This is a genomic window from Pontibacter qinzhouensis, assembly GCF_008017455.1.
Classification (GTDB): Bacteria; Bacteroidota; Bacteroidia; order Cytophagales; family Hymenobacteraceae; genus Pontibacter; species Pontibacter qinzhouensis.
In genome coordinates this window covers 1-22,971 of sequence record NZ_VRTY01000100.1, presented here as the reverse complement: position 1 = coordinate 22,971, position 22,971 = coordinate 1, and the positions used below count along the sequence as shown (strand labels likewise).

Annotated in this window: 15 protein-coding genes; 7 read left to right on the top strand and 8 right to left on the bottom strand. The window is 47.0% G+C overall.

Translation table 11 applies throughout. The features are described 5' to 3' along the window. From FVR03_RS19835 to FVR03_RS19820, 4 genes are all read right to left on the bottom strand, one after another. Nucleotides 1-849 (bottom strand): NADH-quinone oxidoreductase subunit C (locus FVR03_RS19835; RefSeq protein ID WP_187270231.1); only part of this gene is annotated, 849 nt, incomplete at its 3' end. A 182-nt stretch (nucleotides 850-1,031) separates the two neighbouring features. Further along, on the bottom strand, nucleotides 1,032-1,670 hold the full coding sequence (locus FVR03_RS19830; RefSeq protein WP_147923517.1) for an NADH-quinone oxidoreductase subunit B: 639 nt from the start codon (nucleotides 1,668-1,670) through the stop codon (nucleotides 1,032-1,034). Between the two features lie 520 nt (nucleotides 1,671-2,190). Next, nucleotides 2,191-2,625 (bottom strand): NADH-quinone oxidoreductase subunit A, encoded by a 435-nt coding sequence (locus FVR03_RS19825; protein ID WP_147923516.1) that lies wholly within the window; start codon nucleotides 2,623-2,625, stop codon nucleotides 2,191-2,193. 285 nt (nucleotides 2,626-2,910) lie between these two features. Further along, entirely contained in the window at nucleotides 2,911-3,342 is a 432-nt protein-coding gene (locus tag FVR03_RS19820; RefSeq protein ID WP_147923515.1) for a CBS domain-containing protein, read from the bottom strand. A gap of 886 nt (nucleotides 3,343-4,228) precedes the next feature. On the opposite strand from FVR03_RS19820, the gene FVR03_RS19815 reads away from it, so the two are divergent. Together FVR03_RS19815 and FVR03_RS19810 are read left to right on the top strand one after the other, a co-directional pair. Next, nucleotides 4,229-5,767, top strand: coding sequence for a GAF domain-containing protein (locus FVR03_RS19815; RefSeq protein WP_147923514.1), 1,539 nt, complete (start codon nucleotides 4,229-4,231; stop codon nucleotides 5,765-5,767). 97 nt (nucleotides 5,768-5,864) lie between these two features. After that, a complete protein-coding gene (locus FVR03_RS19810; protein ID WP_147923513.1) occupies nucleotides 5,865-9,977 on the top strand; it encodes a chemotaxis protein CheB in 4,113 nt (1,370 codons plus the stop codon). A 379-nt stretch (nucleotides 9,978-10,356) separates the two neighbouring features. Here FVR03_RS19810 and FVR03_RS19805 read toward each other — a convergent pair whose 3' ends face one another. From FVR03_RS19805 to FVR03_RS19790, 4 genes are all read right to left on the bottom strand, one after another. Next, nucleotides 10,357-13,140, bottom strand: a complete 2,784-nt coding sequence (locus FVR03_RS19805) for an outer membrane beta-barrel protein (protein ID WP_147923512.1) — start codon at nucleotides 13,138-13,140, stop codon at nucleotides 10,357-10,359. A 645-nt stretch (nucleotides 13,141-13,785) separates the two neighbouring features. Continuing rightward, a complete protein-coding gene (locus FVR03_RS19800; RefSeq protein ID WP_147923511.1) occupies nucleotides 13,786-14,553 on the bottom strand; it encodes a LytR/AlgR family response regulator transcription factor in 768 nt (255 codons plus the stop codon). 219 nt (nucleotides 14,554-14,772) lie between these two features. Continuing rightward, nucleotides 14,773-15,822, bottom strand: coding sequence for a sensor histidine kinase (locus FVR03_RS19795; RefSeq protein WP_147923510.1), 1,050 nt, complete (start codon nucleotides 15,820-15,822; stop codon nucleotides 14,773-14,775). A gap of 6 nt (nucleotides 15,823-15,828) precedes the next feature. Next, entirely contained in the window at nucleotides 15,829-17,091 is a 1,263-nt protein-coding gene (locus FVR03_RS19790) for a hypothetical protein (RefSeq protein WP_147923509.1), read from the bottom strand. Between the two features lie 579 nt (nucleotides 17,092-17,670). Here FVR03_RS19790 and FVR03_RS19785 point away from each other — a divergent pair. From FVR03_RS19785 to FVR03_RS19765, 5 genes are all read left to right on the top strand, one after another. Beyond that, nucleotides 17,671-18,822, top strand: coding sequence for a fatty acid desaturase family protein (locus FVR03_RS19785; RefSeq protein WP_147923508.1), 1,152 nt, complete (start codon nucleotides 17,671-17,673; stop codon nucleotides 18,820-18,822). 15 nt (nucleotides 18,823-18,837) lie between these two features. Further along, nucleotides 18,838-19,032, top strand: coding sequence for a DUF2158 domain-containing protein (locus FVR03_RS19780; protein WP_147923507.1), 195 nt, complete (start codon nucleotides 18,838-18,840; stop codon nucleotides 19,030-19,032). 744 nt (nucleotides 19,033-19,776) lie between these two features. Further along, entirely contained in the window at nucleotides 19,777-20,439 is a 663-nt protein-coding gene (locus FVR03_RS19775; RefSeq protein WP_147923506.1) for a TolC family protein, read from the top strand. 412 nt (nucleotides 20,440-20,851) lie between these two features. Then, nucleotides 20,852-21,301, top strand: coding sequence for a (2Fe-2S)-binding protein (locus FVR03_RS19770; RefSeq protein ID WP_147923505.1), 450 nt, complete (start codon nucleotides 20,852-20,854; stop codon nucleotides 21,299-21,301). Nucleotides 21,302-21,314: 13 nt separating this feature from the next. Then, nucleotides 21,315-22,971, top strand: a 1,657-nt coding sequence (locus FVR03_RS19765) for a xanthine dehydrogenase family protein molybdopterin-binding subunit (protein WP_147923504.1), incomplete at its 3' end; no start/stop codon positions are given.

The window sequence follows — 22,971 nt, the reverse complement described above, 5'->3', positions numbered from 1 at the left end:
CCGGTCGGGCACCTGTATGCCAGCCAGTTTCTCCACGGCCAGCAGGTAGGCCAGGTTGTTCATGACGCCGCCCAGGTAATCTACCCGGTCGGTGTAGGGGATGTAGGTGTGCCACGACTGGCGCTCGCCCATTTTTTCGGCTCCCCGGTGGTGGAAGCCAATTTCGGGAATGGCATCTACAATGTCCTCTCCATCGAGCTGCAGGATAATACGCAGTACGCCATGTGTGCCTGGGTGCTGCGGACCGATGTTCAGGAACATAAAGTCCGTATCCTGACTTTGCCGTTGCAATCCCCATTCTTCGGGTTTAAACTGTAGTGCCGATTGCTCCAGGTCCATCTTGTCGTCGTAGAGCTGGAAAGGTCCCATTTCGGTGGCACGGGCCGGGTGCTCCTTGCGGAGAGGATGGCCGACCCAGGTGCGTGGCATCAGGATGCGCGACAGGTGCGGGTGCCCTTCGAACCGGATGCCGAACATGTCGTATACTTCGCGCTCATACCAGTTGGCGTTGGCCCAGAGGCTGCTGATGCTGGGAACAGTCGGGAAATCTTCCTTAAGCCCCACCTTTAGCCGGATAAAGGCGTTCCGCTCAAACGACAGCAGGTGGTAAATAATGGTAAAGGCGTAAGGCGTATAACCGTTGTCTCTTTTGCGGGTTCGTTCGTCTATGGCGGTCAGGTCGAAAAGGAGCGGGAAGGAAAGGTCTTTTTTCAGGTAGGAGAGCACCTCTTTTATGTTCGCAAGCGGCATCCAGATGGTGAGGATCTCATCCTTTGTTGACTGAGGTTTGAACGTGATTTCACCAAACCGTGCCTGCAATTGCTCAAATACGCCACTGTTGTTTTCCATCGAATTCAATTTTAAGAACTGAATGACTTTGTGCCACTTTAGGTAGATTGCCGAGGCAGATACCTGATGGTAATTATTCAAATGAAAATGCCCTTCCAAAGCTTTTTTACTCGGTTTTAGCTAAGGGTTTAGGCTGAGTATTACTTCAATAAACAACTAACAATTATCAATCAACAATTAACTTAAACCTCGTCTGGCGACCGGAAATCCGTCATTTTAGAGCGGGCTTCCTGCCTTCTTATTTTCACGTCCACCTTCTCCGGCCTGATGATGCCTTGCTCTCCAATGGTCCAGCTGAGGGGTCTTCGTTCTTTGCCCACCGAGTCGGCAAGCAAAAGCAGCCCTTCCATAAAGGCATCGGGGCGGGGCGGGCAGCCGGGTACATACACATCTACCGGCAGAAATTTATCCACGCCCTGCACCACACTATAGATATCGAACATGCCGCCAGAGTTGGCGCAGGAACCCATCGAGATCACCCATTTCGGCTCCATCATCTGCTCGTGCAGCCGTTTTATGATAGGGGCCATTTTGATGAAGACAGTGCCGGCAATGATCATAACATCGGCCTCGCGGGGGGTACCACGAATTACTTCGGCACCGAATCTTGCCACATCGTATTTAGGGGTCATGCTGGTAGCCATTTCTACAAAGCAGCAGGATAAACCAAAGTGGAAAGGCCACATAGAATTTTTCCGACCCCAGGCCACCAGGTCCTGTACGGTGGTGAGCATAATGCTTTGCTTCACCGACTCTTCATAAGATCCGGTTCCTTTTATAGTTGCTGCCGGGTCGTCTGGTTTCGTTAACCACCACTTCATAAGTTATTTATTAAGTAAGTAAAATTGTATCGATACAGACGTGTACAGTATGTTACCAGCGGCTGATGATGGCTTTGCTGTTGCAGGAGAAGAGCATGAGGAACATGCAAACGTGGCGTCTTTATCTGGCAAACATCTTCTGGTACCTACCTGCCAGGCAGGTAGGTAGGGTAGTAGACCCTTGACCGTATTTTGATAAAAAGCCTTTTGGAGGCCGTTTTCATTTAAATAATTCAGATTCTCTAACTAATCTGGAGATAAGATTATCAGCCAAACATTGTTAACCATACTCCATAAGCTGCTACTAAGGGTTTATGGCAGGTAAAGTGGGTGCAGGCACCTGCCAAAGATGTGTAGGAGCGGATTTATTAAAAATAAGTTATAGATTTATTAATTTAACCAATTGAAAATATTAGGTCTATCCTTTATACATCAACAAGTGAATTATATAGTTATTTAACGAACAACAACTAACACGTAAATTATTTGAATGAAAATGGCCTTCAGAAGGTTTTCGGGCTTATACCGGGTCAGGGTTTTGGGTCATGCGCTTGTAGGCTTTTAGAATTTTCTGGCCATCGGGGCCAAAGTCTAGCGCGCCGTTTCGCCACTCGTACACGAGCACGACCACCAGCACGCCAATAAACACGAGCACACCCACATAGCCATACCAGCCCAACTCCCTGAACGCAATGGCCCAGGAGAAAATAAACACCGTCTCGACATCGAAGATTACGAAAAGCATACCGATCAGGTAGAACTGCGATGAAAACCGTAGGCGGGCAGATCCTTCGCTTACAATACCACCTTCGTAAGGCTCGCCTTTGGCACGGTCGTTCCGGCGGCCACCCAATAGGTGCGAAAGCCCCAGAATAAAAATAGCCAGACTAAATACAATAGCGCCATAAACCAGCAGGGGCCAGAGCACGGTAGTAGTTTCAGCTTCTGTCGTCATACAGGCCGCCTCCCTGCGGCATGACTTCAAAAATAGTGATGGTTCTAAAAAGCGCAGTAAACAGCAGCAGTAGTTTCTTCAACTACAGGCTGCCATAGGTGGTGCCGTGGAGGAAGGGAAATGCCCTGGCTCCGACTTATATACTGGCGCAACAATGAGGCAGGCCAGGCACGTTTTGGGCTTCTTTGTTAGGTAAGTACTGCATCTGTTGATGCTTCATTTCTGATAATTGCAGTGGTACGTGCTGTAACTGTGCCCGACCAACTGCTCTAACCAAGGGTAAGCTTAATGGCTTGTAATATAGTGTTCAAGGTTCTCAATAATGAATTTTTGTTCCTCAATCAGGTATTTTACAACGTCGCCTATCGAAATAAGGCCGACAAGCTTATTATTTTCCAGGACAGGTAAGTGCCGGATAAATTTTTGAGTCATGAGGTGCATGCATTCCTCTACTGTGTTATCGGGAGAAACAACAGCCGGATGCTCACTCATTATTTCGCCGATAAGGGTTTCTTTAGAAGCTTTTCCTTTTAAGATAACTTTGCGGGCATAATCCCTTTCGGTAAAAATGCCTGCAAATTTAGCTTCTTCCATTACCAGCAGCGCCCCCACATTTTGCTCTACCATCATTTCGAGCGCACTAAATACAGTCGCAGTAGGGGCTATGGTAAGAATGGCATGGCCTTTCTTTTGAAGAATATGTCTGACTGTTCCCATAGCGACCTCCTTTCATCTTTTTGAGTAAGAATAGAAATGATAATAGCAATATACGGATTTAAAATATAAAGTTAAATAAAATGATGAAAAAAGTTAATTAATGTTTGTTAGTAAATGAGGCCGCAAAGAGAACAGCTATTCATTATATATAGCTTTAAATTAGACCTAAAAAGACGTTATTTAAGGGCATTGCCTACACAAGGGTAGTACCGAAAGATCTATAGCGAGAGAAGCTGTTTTGCTCAGTTAGATTACAAGTGTAAGTTTAGTAAATTGTACCAAAGTGCCCTGTTGCGTTACAATTTGAAATTGTAGTTAGCTACAGCTTCACTTATCGAAATCACAACTTAAATTTCCACCATTTTTACAGGATAGAAATAATCTTTTGTCCTGCGACTTGTGCCCCTCAGTAGATGTAGTGCAATTTCAAATTCTGACTCTATAAGATGCAGGCTATTCCAACTCCTGATAAGGTAATTATACGTAACGCTGCCAAGCAATAAGGCTGCATTGCCACTATTTACCGGATATAGCGGCCTTATTTGTTCTGAAACCCTAAAATAATGTATATTTGAAAATGCTGGCAATGTTCTTTTTTCCCTAAACACTAAGGCCAGAAATTTGTTCAAGCAGTTAGCGTTACTAATTTAGATCATTTCCTTCAGAATACCCCATGATGCAGCATCCATTACGTAATACCTCTTCCTTCCTCTTTTGTACGATCTTTAGCAGGGTCGGTAAAGTGCCGGAATTTTAGGCACTGATACTTCTATTTGCTTTCATTTTTCTGCTAAATTATTTCCTGAATTCCCTTAACTGCTGTTTAAGCGGCTTTTATTATGCTTTTATGGGCCGTTTCGCGGGTTTTGTCTAATCAAACACTTTTATGAATCAAGTACCTATCGATAAAAATTACGACTCTGATTTTTGCGGCAGCATTCCGTTGCACCTAGTCAACCTGATACAACCGCACGGTATGTTACTGGTGCTCGATAAAGCCGACCACCGCATTATTCAGGCGAGCGATAATACAGCCAGGTTTACAGGAGTGGCAGCAGAAAAGCTATTAGATCAGCCGCTTGCGCAGTATCTGCCAGCAGAGCAGTACCAGGATCTTGTGTCTAAAGTAGGGTCTAAACACTCTTATGAACGTTTGCCTTTCAGTTTTACTTTTTTAGGAGAACAGGACCAAACGCCACTAACAGCTTTGGTGCACACCGGCGCAGACTACATCCTGATGGAGCTGGAGCAAAATGAGCCCACTTCAGGCGATACTTCTTTTAAAGGTTTTTACCAGCACATTAAATATATTACCTCCCTTTTAAAGCAGGCTGGTACCAGCCTCGAAATGGCACAAATTGCCGCTGACGAGATGAAGAAGCTCTCAGGGTTTGACAGGGTGCTCGTGTACCAGTTCGATCCGAAGTGGAACGGCGTGGTGATTGCCCAGGCCAAAGAAAAAGACATGGATGACTACATGGACCTGCGTTTCCCGGCATCTGATGTACCCAGGCAAGCCCGAGAGCTCTATTTCAGGAACCCGTACAGGCTTATCCCGGACAAATCGTATAAACCTGTCAGGCTCATTCCTATCATCAACCCGGTTACAAACCGGTTTACCGACTTATCAGACTGTAACCTGCGTAGCGTGGCCACAGTGCACATCGAGTATTTAACAAATCTGGGAATTACGGCTTCCATGTCGCTGCCTCTCATTATAAACAATAAACTCTGGGGACTTATTTCCTGTCATCATAAAACGGCCAAGCATCCTACTTATGAAGTTCGGTCGGCACTGGAGTTGCTTTCTGATATTGTGGCGGCACAGTTGGCGGGCAAAGAGCGGGAACGGACCATAATGACAAAAGCCGAATTGCAGCGCGTGCATGCCTTGTTGCTGGAAGACCTGTATACAAACACTAACTTTGCAGATGGCCTGATGCTGGGCGAACCCAACATTGCACACTTGCTGAACCTGACAGGCACGGCAGTTATATACGATGGCGGACTCTGGACAAATGGCCAAGTGCCTAACCTGCACGAAATAAAGGAGCTGGTGTCGTGGCTCCGGCGCAACAAAACCGATAAGTTGTTTGCCAGTTCCAGCCTGCCAAAAGAGTATGTGCAAAGCAAAGAGTATAAGGATGTAGCCAGTGGGCTTATTGCATTACCCATAAATGCCGAGCAGGGAGAATACATCCTGGGCTTCCGCACCGAGGTGCTTCAAACTATAAAATGGGGAGGCGACCCGAATAATGCCATACAGATGGAGCCGGATGGTAAGTCGTATCACCCGAGAAACTCTTTTGCAACTTATCAGGAGACAGTAAAGTATACTTCGCTGCCATGGCTTCAGGAAGAGTTGGAAGTAGCTGAAACCCTGAGAAGTGCAGTTCTTGGTAAAATTATACGGGATAAGTTTTAAGGCTTGTTTCAGGTTGTTTTTCCGATATAAAGTAGTGCTGCAATCTAAAACCAGATAGATGAATACTGGATGGAGCATGGTGGTATTTTAAAATTATATGAAAACTAAAGCTTCTCAGCAGATAGAAAATACGCAGCCTGCCGACCATTACCTGGTTGGCATTGGCGCCTCGGCTGGTGGGTTGGAAGCAATCCATATGTTGTTCGATCATTTTCCGAACAACTCAAGTTTTTCTTTTGTCATTATTCAGCACCTTTCGCCAGACCACAAAAGTCTGATGGCGGAGTTGCTCTCTAAGCACACCCAAATGCAGGTGCAGGAGGCAGAAGACAATATGCGTACCAAGCCTAATTGTGTGTATGTGCTGCCCAGCGGTAAGCAACTCACACTAAAAGGCGGCCGGCTACGCCTGGCAGACAAAACCCGGACAAAAGAACCTAACTTCGCCATCGATGTATTTTACGAGTCGCTGGCTAAAGACCGAGGCCGTTATGCCATTGGTGTAATACTGTCGGGCACCGGTACCGATGGCACCAAAGGAGCCAAGGCTATAAAAGCGGCAGGTGGCATGGTGGTAGTGCAGGACCCTGGTTCGGCAAGGTTCGATGGCATGCCACGCAGCGCCATAGATGCTGGCTTAGGCGATTTTGTGCTGTCGCCGGAGCATATACCTGAAGAAATTATAGAATATACTCGCAAGGTGCCCCTAGTAAAATCATTGGTAGAGCGCACCGCCGAAGAAAAAGATGAAGCGGTGCTGCAGGAGATCCTGGATCTGATTTGCACACACACGCAAACCGATTTCAAGGAGTACAAGCAAGCCACTATTTTCCGCAGAATCAGGAAACGCATGGATGGCCTGAAGATAAAGGAACTGGATGATTACCTGACGTACCTGCATCAGAACCCAGCCGAGATAAAGCAGTTGTGCCAGGAGTTCTTTATAAACGTAACCCGCTTTTTCCGCGATCCCGAAGCTTTCGATATTCTGGAAGAAGATGTTATTCCCAATATAGTAGCTTCCAAAACAGAAGAGGAGCAGATAAAGGTATGGGTAACCGCTTGTAGTACCGGAGAGGAAGCTTACTCTTTGGCCATGCTCTTCAGGGAGTGCTTTGGCAGAATGGGGCGTGATCCGCACGTGAAAATCTTTGCTTCCGATATCGACGCACAAGCCATTTCGCAGGCATCGAAAGGCGTTTACCCGGCTTCTATTGCAAAAGATGTATCGCAGGAGCGGCTGCAGCGCTTTTTCATTAAGAAAGGAAACAAATTTGTAGTTTCTGAAGACATCAGGAAACTGGTGGTGTTTGCGCAGCACGATCTGCAGAAAGACCCGCCATTTAGCAAGATCGACCTGATTACCTGCCGCAACATGCTGATTTACTTATCGGCAAACCTGCAGAAAAAGGTGCTTTCTATTTTTCCGTATGCCCTGAACCTGAACGGTTACCTCATGCTGGGGCCTAGCGAGCATATTGGAGAAATGCAGACCTATTTTACGGAAGAAAACCGTAAATGGAAGCTTTTCCAGAAGGTAAAGGAGGGCAATCTTGTTAAACCGGCTTATGGCAACTCCGGCTACTCACCGGCATATGCAACTGGTACACAAACTGGTGTCAGGAACACCCAGATGAACCAGTACAACGAACTCTTTATTGATGTCGTTTCGGAAGACCTGAAAGTAACCGGCCTTTATATTGACCAGAATTACCAACTGCTGCACGGTATAGGCGATATAAACCAGTTTTTGAAGTTCCCCGGAAAGCGGCTGCACTTTAACTTGCTTAAAATGGTGCCCGAAGAGCTGGCAGTAACCTTAAGCGTGGGCATACGCAAAGCTATTAAGCAGAATCAACAAATTGTAGCCCGCCAGGTAACCATTAAAAGCGGCAAGCGGAGCAGACAGGTTCGGGTGACGATTAAGCCAATAGAAGCAGAAAAAAACCTCCCGAACCTTATCCTGATTATTTTGCAGGAAGTAGGGCAAACAACCCAGGAGCACAAAGTTGCAGAAAGAGCCATTGAACTCGAAGCTATTTCTGACAAGGACCTGTACAAGCAGCTTTCTATTATGGAATTGGAGCTGAAAGAGGCTCAGGAAAACCTGCAACTTACGGTACAGGACCTGAGCACAGCCAACGAGGAACTGCAGTCGAGCAACGAGGAACTGATGTCGTCGAATGAAGAGCTGCAGAGTTCTAACGAGGAGATGCAATCGCTGAACGAGGAACTGCACACGGTTAACTCCGAGCATCAGCTTAAAATAAAGGAGTTGCAGGAGCTAAACGAAGACCTCGATAATTATATCAGGAGCTCCAATATCGGGCAGCTTTTTATCGATCATCAACTCATCATCCGGAAGTTTACGCCTACTGTCAAGCAAATCATCAACATCATCGACAGCGATGTAGGCAGACCTATTCACCACCTGTCGCACAAGCTGAAAAACGCTAACCTGCTGGATGATATTACCCATGTAAACAATACCTCGGCAGAGTTAGAACAGGAACAGGATACCATAGAAGGCAAATGCTTTCTGATGCGGATTATTCCGTACCTCAAACACGATGGCACCAGAGATGGCGTTGTGCTGAGTTTTGTAGACGTAACCGCGCTGAAATCGCTTACTAATGTGGTACAGGGGGTACTGAACTCTTCCCTTAACAGCATTATGGCCTTTGAGTCGGTGCGCAACGATAAAAAGGAGATCGTCGATTTCTCCTGGAACCTCCTCAACAAGCAGGCAGAAGAATTTGTTGGCAAATCGATCCATCAGCTGCAGGACCAGAGTGTGCTGACCGAGTTGTCGTTCCTGCAGAAAAGCGGTTTGTTCCGCAAATACTGCCATGTAGTAGAAACGGGCAAACCGCTGCATACCGAGCAGGTGCTGGAGGTTAAAAACAAAAAGGTCTGGTACGAGATTGCGGCCGTGAAAATGGGCGATGGCCTTACTGTTACCATGGCCGACATAACGGGCAAAAAGAACAGCGAAGATAAAATTCTGCTGGCCTACGACGAGCTTAAGAAAGCCGAAGAAAACCTGATTAAACTAAACAACGAACTGGAGAAGCGTGTTGCCGAGCGTACCCAGGAGCTTGCCGCCAGCGAAGAGCGTTTCAGGCTGGTATCTATGGCTACAAACGATGTGGTCTGGGACTGGAACCTGGTTACCAACGACCTCTGGTGGAGCGAAAGCCTGGCGACCGTGCTGGGCTACAAAGTAAAAGAAATGGCACAGGGCATTAACGGCTGGCTCGAGAAGGTGCATCCCGATGACAAGGACAAGATGCTGAAGGGCCTGAACAGTGCCATTAACAATGGCAAAGATCAATGGGCCGCTGAGTACCGTATTGCGCGCGCTGATGGCTCGTATGCCTATGTGTCGAACCGGGCTTACATCCGGCACAACGAGTACCAGGTGCCATACCGGGTGCTGGGTTCCTTTATAGATCTCTCGGACCTGAAGGCAACGCAGGAGCAGCTCGAAGACACAAACGAGCACCTGCTGAAAGTAAACGATGACCTCGATACCTTTGTGTACACGGCATCGCATGACCTGAAAGCACCTGTGGCCAACATAGAAGGGTTGCTGTTGCTGCTGGAAGAGCAGATGGAGGAGGCAGGGCCACTACCGGGCGAGCCAACGCAGCCACTCTTCGACATGATAAAAGACTCGATCACGCGCTTTAAAAACGTGATTAAAGACCTCACCGATATTGCCAAGGTGCAGCGCGACGTAGACGGGGAGGCAGAGATAGTAGACCTGGTGGAGGTGATCGCGAACGTAAAGCTGACAGTTAATGACCTGCTCGATAAAGAACAGGCCAGGCTACACATCGATATCGAAAAAGCCTCTAAAATAAACTTCTCCAGGAAGAACATGTACAGTATTTTGTACAACCTGGTAAGTAACGCCGTAAAGTACAGCTCACCGGATCGTAAACCAGAAATATTCCTTAAAACCGAACATGTGGATGGGCACGTGCTCCTAACCGTAAAAGACAACGGTTTAGGAATCAGTGAAGATAATCTTACTAAAATGTTCACCTTATTCAAGCGATTCCACTCGCATGTAGACGGTACCGGCATGGGCCTTTACATCGTAAAACGAATGATCGATAATGCCGGCGGTAGCATAGAAGTAGAAAGCGAAGAAGGAAAAGGAACGGTGTTTAAACTGTATTTTAAAAGAGAGGATGATGCGTAAAGGCTTGTTAAACTGTTAACAGATTCTGTTTCAATTTAGGCTAACAAAGTTGTGCGGCAGTAAATAGTTAATTGTCTCTACTTTTACTGCCATACTTTCTGTCATATAGAAGGGATCTTGTGGGCGAGATCCAAAAGCCCTGTATACGGGTTATATAGTTTATGTTCGCATAGCTACTGCACAACTTAAATTATTGTAATTAAAATGGCCTTCCGTAAGCTTTTTAGCAGCCGGAAGGCCATTTTTTGTTTAGGGCCGATTGCCTTACCCTTGGATAATTATTGCAGTTTTTTCTTTGGAAGGCGGTATTTATTAGAATAATTAGGTCTAAAATTTTATACCAGTATGTTATGCTTTTAAAGCAAGGAAAGCGGAGCTACTACCTGCCGGCAAAATGGCGGAGGCTGTAAGTGAAGGTGAGCATAAAGTAGCGCTGCAGAATGTTTGCCTGTACGTCCTCTACATACAACTCCGTAACATTGCGCCTGATGTTGTTGTTTTGGTTGAGGGCATCATTTACGCTCAGGCTTATCTCGCCTTGTTCACGATCAAAAAGTTTTTTGCTGATGCTCATGTTCCAGAGGGTAAAATTGTTGTCGTAGCCTGCTGCCAGCCCGGCGTTTGCCTGGTGGTTCAGCTCGGTGCGGTACACAAACCCCTTCAGAAAAATCCAGTTAAGGCGGGCGCTGGTGCTTTGGTTAAAGTAGTTGTTGTTGCGGTCGGGCAGGAGCGTGTTCAAGACCAAATTATAATTAGAGCGTGTGGAGATGTTAAAATCTATTTCCTCGCTGATGTTGCTGCTCACCGAAACCCCCAGCCTGAAATTGGTGGCATTCGAGATGTTGATATTTTCGTTTACCATGCCCGGCCTGCGCGTGTGGCCTACTGCACCGTTAAAGCTCAACTTAGAAGAAATAATGTTCACCGGAAAGCCATAGTTGAAATACGTTCTCAGGTCCCAGTTGGCTTCCTGCAGGTTTACCGGCCGCGTAAGCTGTGACCCCTGCTCCAGCACAACATCCTCGCTTAACCTGATGGGAGCTTCGGCAACCGTGGTGCTGTTCGTTATAATGTTGTTTGTAACAGAGCCTCGCACGCCCATATAAAATACTTTATTTGTCTGCTCATCGAAGTTACTGTACCGCATCGAAATACGGTTCTGGTAAGACTGACGCAGGTTTGGGTTGCCCATGCGCAGGTGCAGGGGGTTCGATTGGTCTATTACGTTTTGCAACTGGCTCAGGGCGGGGGCGCTGGTGTTGGTGCGGTAATCGATGCGTATGTTTTTTGTTTTGCTGAAGCGGTAATCCAGCTCCGCCGACGGCAGCACGCTATGGAACGTGCGCTCCATGTTGTAAGGCTCCGGAAAGCGCTGGTCGTTCTGCAAGTCGGCCCGCTGATACTCCGTCTCTACCTGAAACCGGAGCTTTTTGGTGTTATACTGGTAGCCCAACTCCACCTCCTGCGTCAGGTAATCGCTCCTGAACGAGTTGCTGAACAGGGTGTCCAGCAGCGTATAGTCGCCGGTTATCTCGGCCAGGTTGTAGGTTAGCCTTTCGGAGTCGTCGGAGCGGTTGCTAACCTGGTATTCCAGCTGCATGCGGGCGCTGTCGCCAACAGGTTCTGTAAACGAAAAGCTGGCCTCCCAGGAGTAGCCAGTGCCACGGTTGTCGCGGAACTGGTTTAGCTGCTCTGTCCGCTGCTGCTCACCGGCATAAAAAATGTTATCGGCAATTCGGTAGTTGTCGCCTCTGCTGGAGTTGTACTGGTTGTTGAGGCTGGTGCCAAAGGTGCGGCCCTGTTTTTTAAAGCGATGCCGGTAGTGTATGTCGCTCTCCAGGTTCAGACTGTTGCTCTCCGAATTGACGTTGTTCTCGGTTTGGTTTATGGGGCCCTGGTTGTTAAAGGTGTTGCCCAGGAAGTAAGATGTAGCGTTACCTTTATTCAGGGTAAATCTGGGTTTAAAAAGAATCTCGTTGTTCTCGTCCATCTGGTACTTCATCCGCATTCTGAAGCGCTGGTTGAGTTGCTCGTTCTGGCTGTTGCTGTTCTCGGTATACACGCGCCCCGAGTCGCTGGCAATCATGAAATTCTGACGCAGCAGCTGTGCCTGGTCCACCTCCCTGTGATTGATGGTATAGTTACCGCTTAGCTCCACTTTATCGGCCCATTCGTCGCTAAAGTTAACTCCCAGCCTGCTGGTGGTAATAAGGCCGTTGGCATCGCCGCTCCTGCCCCGCATGCCGCCTCCTGGAGTTTCGCCGATCGAGTAATCGGCCATGTTGATGTTGTTCCTGACACCCGTTACGGTTATGCGCCTGTCGTTATCAAAAAAATTAACGCTGGTCCCGAGCATGTGCCGGTTATCGGTGCCTATACCAGCCGATGCCTGCCCGAAAGAACCTTTTCTGCGATCTGGTTTCGTTACAATGTTAATGGTTTTGGCGCGGTTGCCATCATCAAAGCCACTGAACTCGGCCTGGTCGCTTTTCTTATCGAATATCTGGATGTTCTGGATTATTTCGGCAGGCAGGTTGCGCAGGGCGGCTTCCACATCACCTTCGAAAAAGCGTTTGCCATCCACGAGTATTTCCATTACATCTTCGCCCTGTGCCTGTATTTTGCCGTCTTCAATAGATATACCAGGCATTTTCTGCACCAGGTCCTCTGCACTGGCATTGGGGTTTGTTTTAAAGGCTGCTGCATTAAACTGTGTGGTATCGCCCATCTGTTCCCCCAGCGCCACCCGCCCGATTACTTCTACCTCTCGCATAGTCGTAGACTCCTCGAGGAGCTTCAGCGGGCCCAGGTTTACCGGTTGTTGCGCCACTTTAACTGCTCGGCTAAACAGCTTGAAACCGATGTAGTTAATTTTAAGGGTATAGGCTCCGGCTGCTACTTGCTCAAACCGGAAGTTACCGTCTATATCGGTGGCTGTGGCAGTAGGAGTAGGCGCTGTACCGCTTTCGGTAACTTTGTAAAGCAATACGCTGGCACCCGGCAGCGAAAGTGAATCCTGGCCACTTTGCACCGTACCCTGCACCACCACTCCCTGTGCAGCGGCATTTAAGGCTATTATTAGCAAAAGTATAGACAGGAGAAGGCCTTTTAGTTGAATGGGAACAAGCCCGGAGAAACGTTCGGCAAAAGATGTGGCAGCCATAGGAATGGGAAATGCTAGAAGATAATCACTTTCTTAAAGTTAAGCATCTAAACATTCCTATATAAGGGTTCGTGTATCAACATGGCATAATGCTGTCTGAACCGGGAGATATGCTTGCTGAAGGTGAAGAACATTTTGGTGCAGATTAACTTCTGTCGGATCAGTAGGTGTTAGGCTCTATTTCCTGTAGCTCATGTTCTGGTTTCTGACCTTCTGGCTATAGCTGATGCTGTGGTAAGCCAGCAGATCAGCGAGTAACTCAAATTATTCACTGCTGTTAAGCAGTCCGTATTTTATCTCCCATTAAAGCTGATTTTGTATGGAACAATGAAGACCCACCATTTTTAGCTAGTGCGAGCCTGTAGCTCGAACTTTCATGCCACAGGCATTCCGGTATGGGGAATGGCAGGATATTCCAATTCTTTGAGAAAGTGCCTATACGAGCTACAAACTCGCACCAGCGCCATGTAAGCTGATTTCTCCTATCAGATGAGCGACAAATAGGGACTTTTCATCTGAAGTAAATTTATGCGTAACAGCAATTATTCGAATGAAAACAGCCTTCCGAAGAGATTTTGCCAGATTTTCGCCAAGGGTCTGGCAGGTTTAGCCAGCCTGAGAACCCTTTCTGCTTTATGAAAAGTTTTACTTATCGAGCCACGCTTTAAATAAGGGTGTGCGCTCGCTACTGATAATTACGTCCATGTCGAGGGGGGGCTGTAGTTCGAGTTTTAACCTGCCTTTAAAATAGGGGTGAATTTCTACAGCTGAGTCGATGTGGGTAATGAGCTGCCGGTTTACGCGGAAGAAAAACTGCGGGTCGAGCATCAGGTTCAGGTCGTCGAGGGAGTAGTCGAGGGGGTATTTATGGCCGTCGTGGGTTACCAGCAGGTTTAGCTTTTGATCTGCGTAAATATAGGCTATTTCGGTTGTTTTTACAGCTCTTATCCGGTTGCCGGCCTTTACTAAAAACCTGGTTTTGTACGTGGTTTGGTCAGCTTTCAGCAGCTTTACCACTTCTTCGAGGTTAAGCTGTGGCGTAGTTTCCTGAAAAGAGGCTTGCAGGGCCTTCAGCTTGTCGAGGCTTTGCGCGAGCTTATCGTACTGCAGTGGCTTGAGCAGGTAATCGATGCTATGCACCTGAAACGCTCTGATAGCATACTGGTCGTAGGCCGTAGTAAAAATAACAGGACAGTGTAACTTTACCTGCTGAAATATCTCAAAGCTCAGGCCATCGTCCAGGTGTATATCTACCAGCAGCAGGTCGGGGCTGGGGTTTGCCTGCAGCCACTCCACAGCTTCCTCTACAGATGTTAAGGTTGCTGTTACTGTAATCTGGCTGTCGTAGGTCAGCAGCATTTTAGCGAGCTTCTCTGCTGCCAACGACTCGTCCTCAAGTATCACTACGTTCATTTTGTTCAGATTCTAGGGGTTAAGCTTTCTGTTCTGTACCATTGCTCCTGTACCTTAGCTTGTTAGTTAACAAATTATTTGAATAAAATGAGCCTCCAGAAGATATTTCATCAACATGTTGCCAAGGGTATACCCAATGTATTTTACTTTCCTGCACTTAGTCAGATTAAATAATAGAGGATAGCACGGAGCATCAGAATACAATTTTCGGTATAGCGCCTATTTCTCCAGATCGTCCCAGAGCAGCAACGGAAGCTTCACTGTAAAATGCTGCTCGTCCTGCTGCACGCTTACCGGCCTGTCCGAAAAGTATGCAAACCTCTTCTTTATATTATCTAAACCTATTTTTGGCATAGTAGAAGGTTCGCGGTGCTTGGGTTGGTATGTGTTGCGCACCACCAGCCAATCCTGCTCCTCCAGGTAAATGTTTATGGCCAAGGGGTTTTTTACAGTTGCTTTATTATGTTTAATAGCATTTTCTACGAGCATCTGCACCGACAGGGGAGGCAGGTAATACGACTTGCCGGCAGGCGGTGCAGGCACCGATATGCTAAGTTGCTTGTTCAGTCGCCGCTGGAACAGAAAAGAGTAGGCATGTATAAAGTTCAGCTCTGTTTCCAGCTCCACCAGTTCCTCGTCGCGGTGCTGCAGTACATAACGGTATACATCCGAGAACTTATCCAGAAACTGGTGCGCGTCCTGCGGATCTTTGTCGATGAGCGAGGAGAGCACGTTCAGGTTGTTAAACAGGAAATGAGGGTCGATATGTGTTTTCAGCGACTCGAACTGTGTGCGCAGGTTCTCTTCCCGCAGTTTCTCGGTCTGGATAAAAGCCTCTTTCCATCGGGCCATAAAGTACAGCCCAAAGTTGAGCGAGAACACCGGAATAATAAACAACAGCCCGTAAAGGTTCAGCACCAGCACCTGCTCTAGCACCGGGGCCATGCCCAGCAGGAGGGTCTTCAGCAGAAAATAAGCAGCGTTAATACAAGCCAGTGAGTACAACACGCTGCCAAGCAATTGCACAAAAAATCGCCTGAGCGGTTGCCGTGTCCAGGGGTAGGCCTTGTCGAGTTTTGTGTGTAGAAAGCGGTTGCCCACCCAAAGGAGCGCCAGCACCACCACAATCCAGAGCAGGGCCGCCATATACTCCAGCCCCTCCACCAGCGTAGCCACCACGAGCAGCAGCACCAGGGCAAGCACAGCTCCCCACACAACTCCCGTCTGAAAGCCGCTTTTAGGCGTAAGGGCAGAAAATGATTTTTTCATGAAGCCTTAATAAAGAACAATTCGGTTTACAATGTTCCACGGAATGTATTTGTATTCGCCCTGTTGCGGGTACACGAGCAGTCCCCAGTTTGTTTCGTTCACATCGCTACGATCGCCTAAAATCAGTTTTTCGCCGTTCCGGAGCAGCACTTGCGTCTGTTTGCTGCTAATCGGGGTTATTTGCTTCACAAACCGGAAAGGCACCATGCGCAAGGCACCGGCTTTGTCCCAGCCATCGAGCGTCTCCAGGTCCAGGCGCTCGTCGAGGTCGAATACAAAGGTGCCGCGCCAGGTTTTATTATCGGTCGTAAAAATGCTGCCTTTTAAGGAGCGAGGTTTCTGAAACGCATCATAGCCAAAATTCTCGTTTTCGGGGTAAGGTGCAAAGCTTGCCTCCTTAAAATCCCGCCACCTGATAATGACCTGGCCCCAGTCGGGGTGCCGCACCACCAGGCCCTGGTTGCTCCGGCTCACGTTGCTGGTGCCCTGCATAAACACTTCTTTGCCAGAGGTTAGGGTTAAGAGTGCCCCTTCGTTTTTAGGCCGTATCGACTTCACATCTCTGAAACGGATTTTTATTTTCTGGTTCTCTTCGTCTTTTCCATCTACAAAGTTTGTGGTTAGCGCCTCGTCTTTATCCCATTGCAGGAGGCCGGTGTAGGAGGAGCCGCTCCGGGTAGAAATGGTGCCGTAAAGCGGTAGTGTAGTTAAATGGGGTAATTCTGAGGGAGTGGCTACAAACCTGATCTGCGCAATTTTATCCCAGGCAATGGTCACTTTCTCTTTACTCGCGTTGTAAAGCCGGATATTCTTGCCAAGTTGGTTTTTGTACTCCGGATCATCGTTTATAAAGATGTTGAATTTCTCACCATTCTTAAACACTACTACAGCCTCTTCGCCTCCGGTAACACTAATGCTGGCAATGTCGCCGAACCTAGCCCGAAAGGTATGTTTGCGCGATGGGTACTGGTTTTTCCAGAGGTTCATAAAGCCCCAGTCCATCTTCTTCTGCGTTTCTTCTATGCTGAGTTTTTCGAGCTGCTCGTTGTTGAGGTACTTGAGCACAGGATTATCTTTTTTCTCGGCGGTGAGCAGGTCTACCCACATGGTTTGGCCGGCACTCCAGAGTATTTGCCCTTTGTGTCGCTCATTGTTCGTTAAAAGCACTTCGCCGTACAGAAACCCTTCGTGCTGCGCAACGGCAGGCAACAGGGCAGAAGCCAGTAACAGCAAAAGCAGGAAACTATATGTAAGGAGAAGTTGCTTCATTTACCAAAACCATAAAAGTCAGCATTTCTGCTTACAACAGCAACCTTATCTTGTTAAAGCCGGACCTAAAACCACCCAACCGAGATATTGACTCTCTGAATCAGCGATGGAGAAGGCGGTGCTACAGTAGCTGAAATATAGCAATATCACTTTTTTTATACAGTAAAGAAATTATATAGAAACTTATTAATATTATGAGCTCGTGTTCTAGTGCTTCATGTTCTATAAATTATTCTAATGAAAATAGCCTCCAGAAGCTTGTAAGGACTAAAACATGCCAAGGGTTGCCAGGGTGCAGGAGCTACTTTATACTTTTATGGCAGGAATGAAATCTATTGTGCTGAATTACCGTTAAGTATATAAGTTAAATAATGTGTAGCTTTGTCTAAAGCAATTTCTGGCCGGAACTTGTTCTTGTAAGTTCTGAACCGTCTTCATCAGACCTCCTTCACTTCTTCAACCTCATTAAGGCTTTACAAATAAGAATTGAGCTGTAAATAACTGATTTGCTCAGTTCTGTAAAGTAATTACCTGCATCTATAGCGTTATGGCACACGCTGTTACGCCTAACTAACACCTATGTCACAAAAATTGAAATTTACCAACACCAATCAATCTGCTTTTTTTGCCACTGCACGCCTTAGAGTAGAATCATATTTTAAAGATAACGAACTTCCGAAGCATGCCAACAAGGCCATGTGGTTTAAGTCGATGTTTTTTCTGGCAGGTTTTGTTCTGCTTTACCTGCTGCTTATGTCGAACCAGTTCGGCATTTGGGCTATGGCCGGTATGGCCGCATTGTTAGGGGCTTTTAGTGCCTTTATCGGGTTTAACATTTGCCACGATGCTATTCATGGCTCTTTCTCTAACAACAAAAAAGTTAACAAGGCCTTTAGCCTGCTGTTTAACTTTATAGGTGCTAACCCCTATGTGTGGAGCATTTCGCATAACGTGGTGCACCACTCGTACACGAACATACCGGGCCACGACGAAGACATTGAAATTGCACCTGGCCTGGTCCGGATTTCGGAAGAGGAGAAAGTAAATAAGGTGCAGCGGTTTCAGCATTATTACGCGTTTTTGCTCTATGGTCTGGCTTCGCTCTCGTGGGTGCTCCGCAAAGATTTTTTAAAGTTCTTTCAGAAAAAGATAGGCCAGCACCCTACCATTAATCATCCGAGAAAAGAATATTTTAACCTGTTCTTTTTTAAAGCGGTTTACTACGGGTTGTTTATTGTGCTGCCGCTGCTGGTGCTCGATATTACCTGGTGGCAGTTTGTAATCGGTTTTCTGTGGATGCACTTTGTAGAAGGCCTGGTTTTAGGGCTTGTGTTTCAGCTGGCGCATGTGGTGGAGGGCACGGCCTTTCCGCAACCTAACCCCGACGGCAACCTGGAAGAAGCCTGGGCTGTGCACCAGATGCTGACCACGGCCAATTTTTCTCCGAACAGCAAAATTGCCAGCTTTTTCTGTGGTGGCCTTAACAGGCAGATTGAACACCACTTGTTTCCGAAGATCTGCCATATCCACTACCCGGCAATTTCGGGTATTGTGAAGAAAGTAGCAGCAGAGCATGATCTGCCTTATCTGGAGAATCCTTCCTTTTTTTCGGCGCTTAAGTCGCATTACCGTCTCCTTAAAAAATTAGGAAAAGACGCCTATACAGAACAACGATCTGGCATGGTGCTGGGCGAAAATAAGTTAGCTGTAAACACGGTTATCTCAAAATAGTTTGAACACATAGAAATGAGTATTTACGAGTACAAAACCGGCGATGCCGTGCAGTTAATGACAGGTGGGCCAACCATGACCATCGATTACAAAACCAAATCTGGCTGCTATAACTGCAAATGGCACGACGAGCAGGGGCTGAAAGAAAAAGAATTTAGCCCGGAGTTATTTCATATAGTAGACCGCACTGGCAAAAGGAGTGCACAATAACAGGCTTCATGTGATGAAAGAGCAGGTCCTGAACAGGTAGTCAATTATTCTAATGAAAATGGCCTTCCGAAGGCAAAAAAGATATTAGATGCTAGATTATAGATATTAGACTTTTTATTAGTTAAGAGTTAAAAGTTATGAGTTGAGGATTTTTCAATAATTCAATCATCAATAATATCCGAATCTTCAAATTTTTTCCTCTTCAAATTAACCATTTAACCATTCGAGTATCTAGACTTTGATTTATTGTTAAAAATAAGCCGCTGAACATCTGTTTGGGCGGCTTTCCTGTTTTTAAGCCCGACCGTAAAAAGCTCTAAGAATCAGATGCGTTAATCTACAAGTTGCAAAAACAAACATGTAGAATAATTTCTACACTTTGTAAAATCTGATCCACAAGCTATGCCTTGTTTTCACAATTAGCAAAATATGATATTTTGAATAAATCCTTTTTAATCCGCTTTTTATGTATGGTTGTGATAAATGGCACTATTTTGTATATAGTAAAAAGTAATTTGATGTTAAAACTTTAATTGTAGAAATGTTTTATCGTGCTACGTGTAGGGTTATAAAACTGAATAAAGCAGGTGCATTAAGAAGTTTTAGTTGGTGATTACCTGCATACTAAAAGGATAACGAAACAGAAATGGCTTGCTGTCGTAAAACGCCGCTTAAAAGAACTAAGTCAGAATAATTTTTTAAGTGTTGGCAAATGCAAGGTAATGCTTCACGAATCAGGAAAACATGTTGCGGTTGCTGACCGGCAGGATGCCTGGCCCTATTCCCCGCCATTCTAGACTAAACGATTACCTTATAGAAGATTCTGTTTCAGCAGGTGTTCCACTCGCCATGGTGAGCCATAGGCCCGATGTTCGGGCGGCGGAGCTCGAACTGCGAGCAGTAAATGCGCAGGTGGGTGTGGCACAGTCGTACCGGTATCCGACGCTAACAATAGACGCAGCTGGTGGCGTTAACGCGATGCTTCCGCAAAACTGGGTAAATCTTCCGGGAGCTTTATTCGGAGGAATTATAGGTGGGCTTACACAGCCCGTTTTCCTGAGAAGAACTTTAAAAACGAGGTATGACGTGGCGAAGCTGGATAGGGACAGAGCCGAAATTGCCTTTCAGCAGCGTGTGCTGGATGCGGTTAATGAAGTAACCAATGCCTTGATTACACTGGAAAAGCTGAATGAAGAATACCAGATTGGTCTGAGGCGGGTGGAAACATCGCAGCTCGGCGTAAAAAATGCCAATCTTTTGTTCAAGAGTGTTTATGCCTCATACCTGGAAGTAATTACCGCGCAGGCAAGCGCCCTGGACAGCGAACTGAGCCTGGTGGCTTTGCGGCAGATGCAGCTGAATTCCCGTGTAGAACTTTACCGGGCTTTGGGAGGAGGCTGGCAATAAAAGCGCTGGCTAAAGGCCATTTTCATTCAAATAATTTGATTGCTGGATGTTAGTTGCTGATTGTTAAATTGTTTAATGGCTAAATGGTTGATTTGGAGATGTGAAGATTTGAAAATGTGAAGATGAAGAAATTTTGATTGAGGGAATGAAAGGATGAATGAAAAATTCTCAACTCATAACTCTTAACTAATAAAAAGTCTACCATCTATAATCTAGCATCTAATATCTTTTTTGCCTCCGGAAGGCCATTTTCATTAGAATAATTGGTTTCCCACCCAGAAATTGACCAAGCACAACCTAACTTTCGGGTAACTACCTGTACACGCTTCAGTTGGCATATAACTGCTGCTTTAACTTGCCATTACGGGTAGATTTTTTTAAGTTTAAGTACATTCACCCTAATCTGAAAATAATGGAGCTTCACATAAACGGTGTAAAACGAACTGTCTGGTCTGCGTCTGATACCAGCCTGCTGCAGGTGTTGCGCGATGAATTAGACCTGACTGGCAGTAAGTACGGTTGTGGCGAAGGGCAGTGTGGGGCCTGCACGGTGCTACTGGATGGTGTAGCGGTGCGCTCTTGCCGGGTACCTGTAAAAGGAGTGCAGAACAAGCAGATTACCACCATAGAGGGGCTGGAGAAGAACGGGCAACTGCACCCGGTACAGGAGGCTTTTCTGAAGGTAGATGTTTTTCAGTGTGGCTATTGCGCACCGGGCATGATCATGTCGGCGGTGGGGCTGCTGCAGCACAATGCCAACCCAACCGAAGAGCAGATTATTGGAGCCATGAACGGTAACATATGTCGTTGCGGCACTTATCCACGCATTGTCAGGGCTATTCAGGAAGCAGCAAAGGCATAAGGAGAATAATAGCATGAACGAAGAAAAAGTAACCTCACTTGGGCAGCAGGAGCCGGAAACAGAGCAAAAAGCCGGTTTTAAACAAAGCAGGCGACACTTTCTGAAGTTATTGGGTGGTGGCATTGCCGTGAGTTTTGTGTTGCAGGATGCTTTCGCACTACTCTCAGATACCCCGACGAGCGCTCTTGCCCAGAAAGCTACCTCCAAACAAATAGGAGGGTGGCTGCACATCAGTGAAGACGATATTATAACAGTATACACAGGCAAAGTAGAGGTAGGCCAGAACATCCGGACTTCGCTGGCGCAGGTGGTGGCAGAGGAGCTGCGTGTGCCCGTAAGTTCTATTAAAATGGTAATGGGCGACACAGACCTGGTGCCTTATGATGCCGGTACCTTTGGCAGCCGTAGCACGCCCAGCATGGGGCCTCAACTCCGTAAAGCAGCAGCTACAGCCCGTACCATGCTACTGGGCCTGGCAGCAGCGGAGTGGAAAACTGACAAAAGCTCCCTGCGGATAGCAGATGGGAAAATCATCAACACAAAAAATAATAACAGCCTGAGTTTCGGACAGCTGACCAAAGGCAAAGAACTATTGGAAGCAGTGGTTGAAGATGCTGCTTTAACGCCAACCGAACAATGGAAAATTGCCGGCACATCGGTTCCTAAAGTGAACGGACGCGAGATAATTACAGGTAAGCATACCTATGTGTCGGATATGAAAATACCTGGCATGTTACAAGGTAAAATTTTGCGTGCACCCGCTTATGGAGCCACTTTAGGGGCTGTAGATCTTGCTGCCGCGAAGGCTATACCGGGTGTGGTAGTTGTGCAGGATGGTAATTTTGTGGGTGTTGCTGCCCCTGATCGTGCCACCGCCGCAAAAGCCATCGCCGCACTACAACCTGCCTGGGAAACAAAGCCGCAGCCATCGCGCGCCGAGATTTTTGACTACCTGAAGAAAAATGCCTCCACACCACGATCTGGTGGCAGAGGAAGCTCTGAAAAAGGAAGCATAGCAGAAGGAATGGCAGCCGCTGCCAAAACGCTTACATCAACTTATAACATCGACTATATTGCCCATGCGCCAATGGAGCCACGAGCTGCGCTGGCACATTGGGAAAACGGCAAACTAACCGTCTGGACTGGTACACAACGCCCATTTGGTGTGCAGGACGATCTGGCGAAGGATTTCGGTATAGATAAGGAAAATGTACGGGTCATTATGCCCGATACTGGTTCGGCCTACGGAGGTAAACATTCTGGTGAGGCTGCCCACGAAGCTGCAAGGCTTGCCAAAGCTGCCCAAAAACCCGTAAAACTGACCTGGACACGTGAAGAAGAGTTTACTTGGGCCTATTTCCGTCCGGCTGGCGTAATAGAGGTAAGCAGTGGCGTAAAAGCGGATGGAACACTTACTGCCTGGGAGTTCCATAACTACAACTCCGGTCCGGCTGGTATAGAAACACCTTATACCGTACCAAACCAGCAGATACAATACCACCCCGTAGACTCACCGCTAAAACAAGGCTCTTACCGTGGGCTTGCTTCTACTGCAAATATTTTTGTGCTGGAATCGCAGATGGATGACCTGGCACAGCTGGTGAACATGGACCCGCTGGCTTTCCGGCTCAAGAACCTGCAGGAGCCTCGCCTGCGTGCCGTATTCGAAG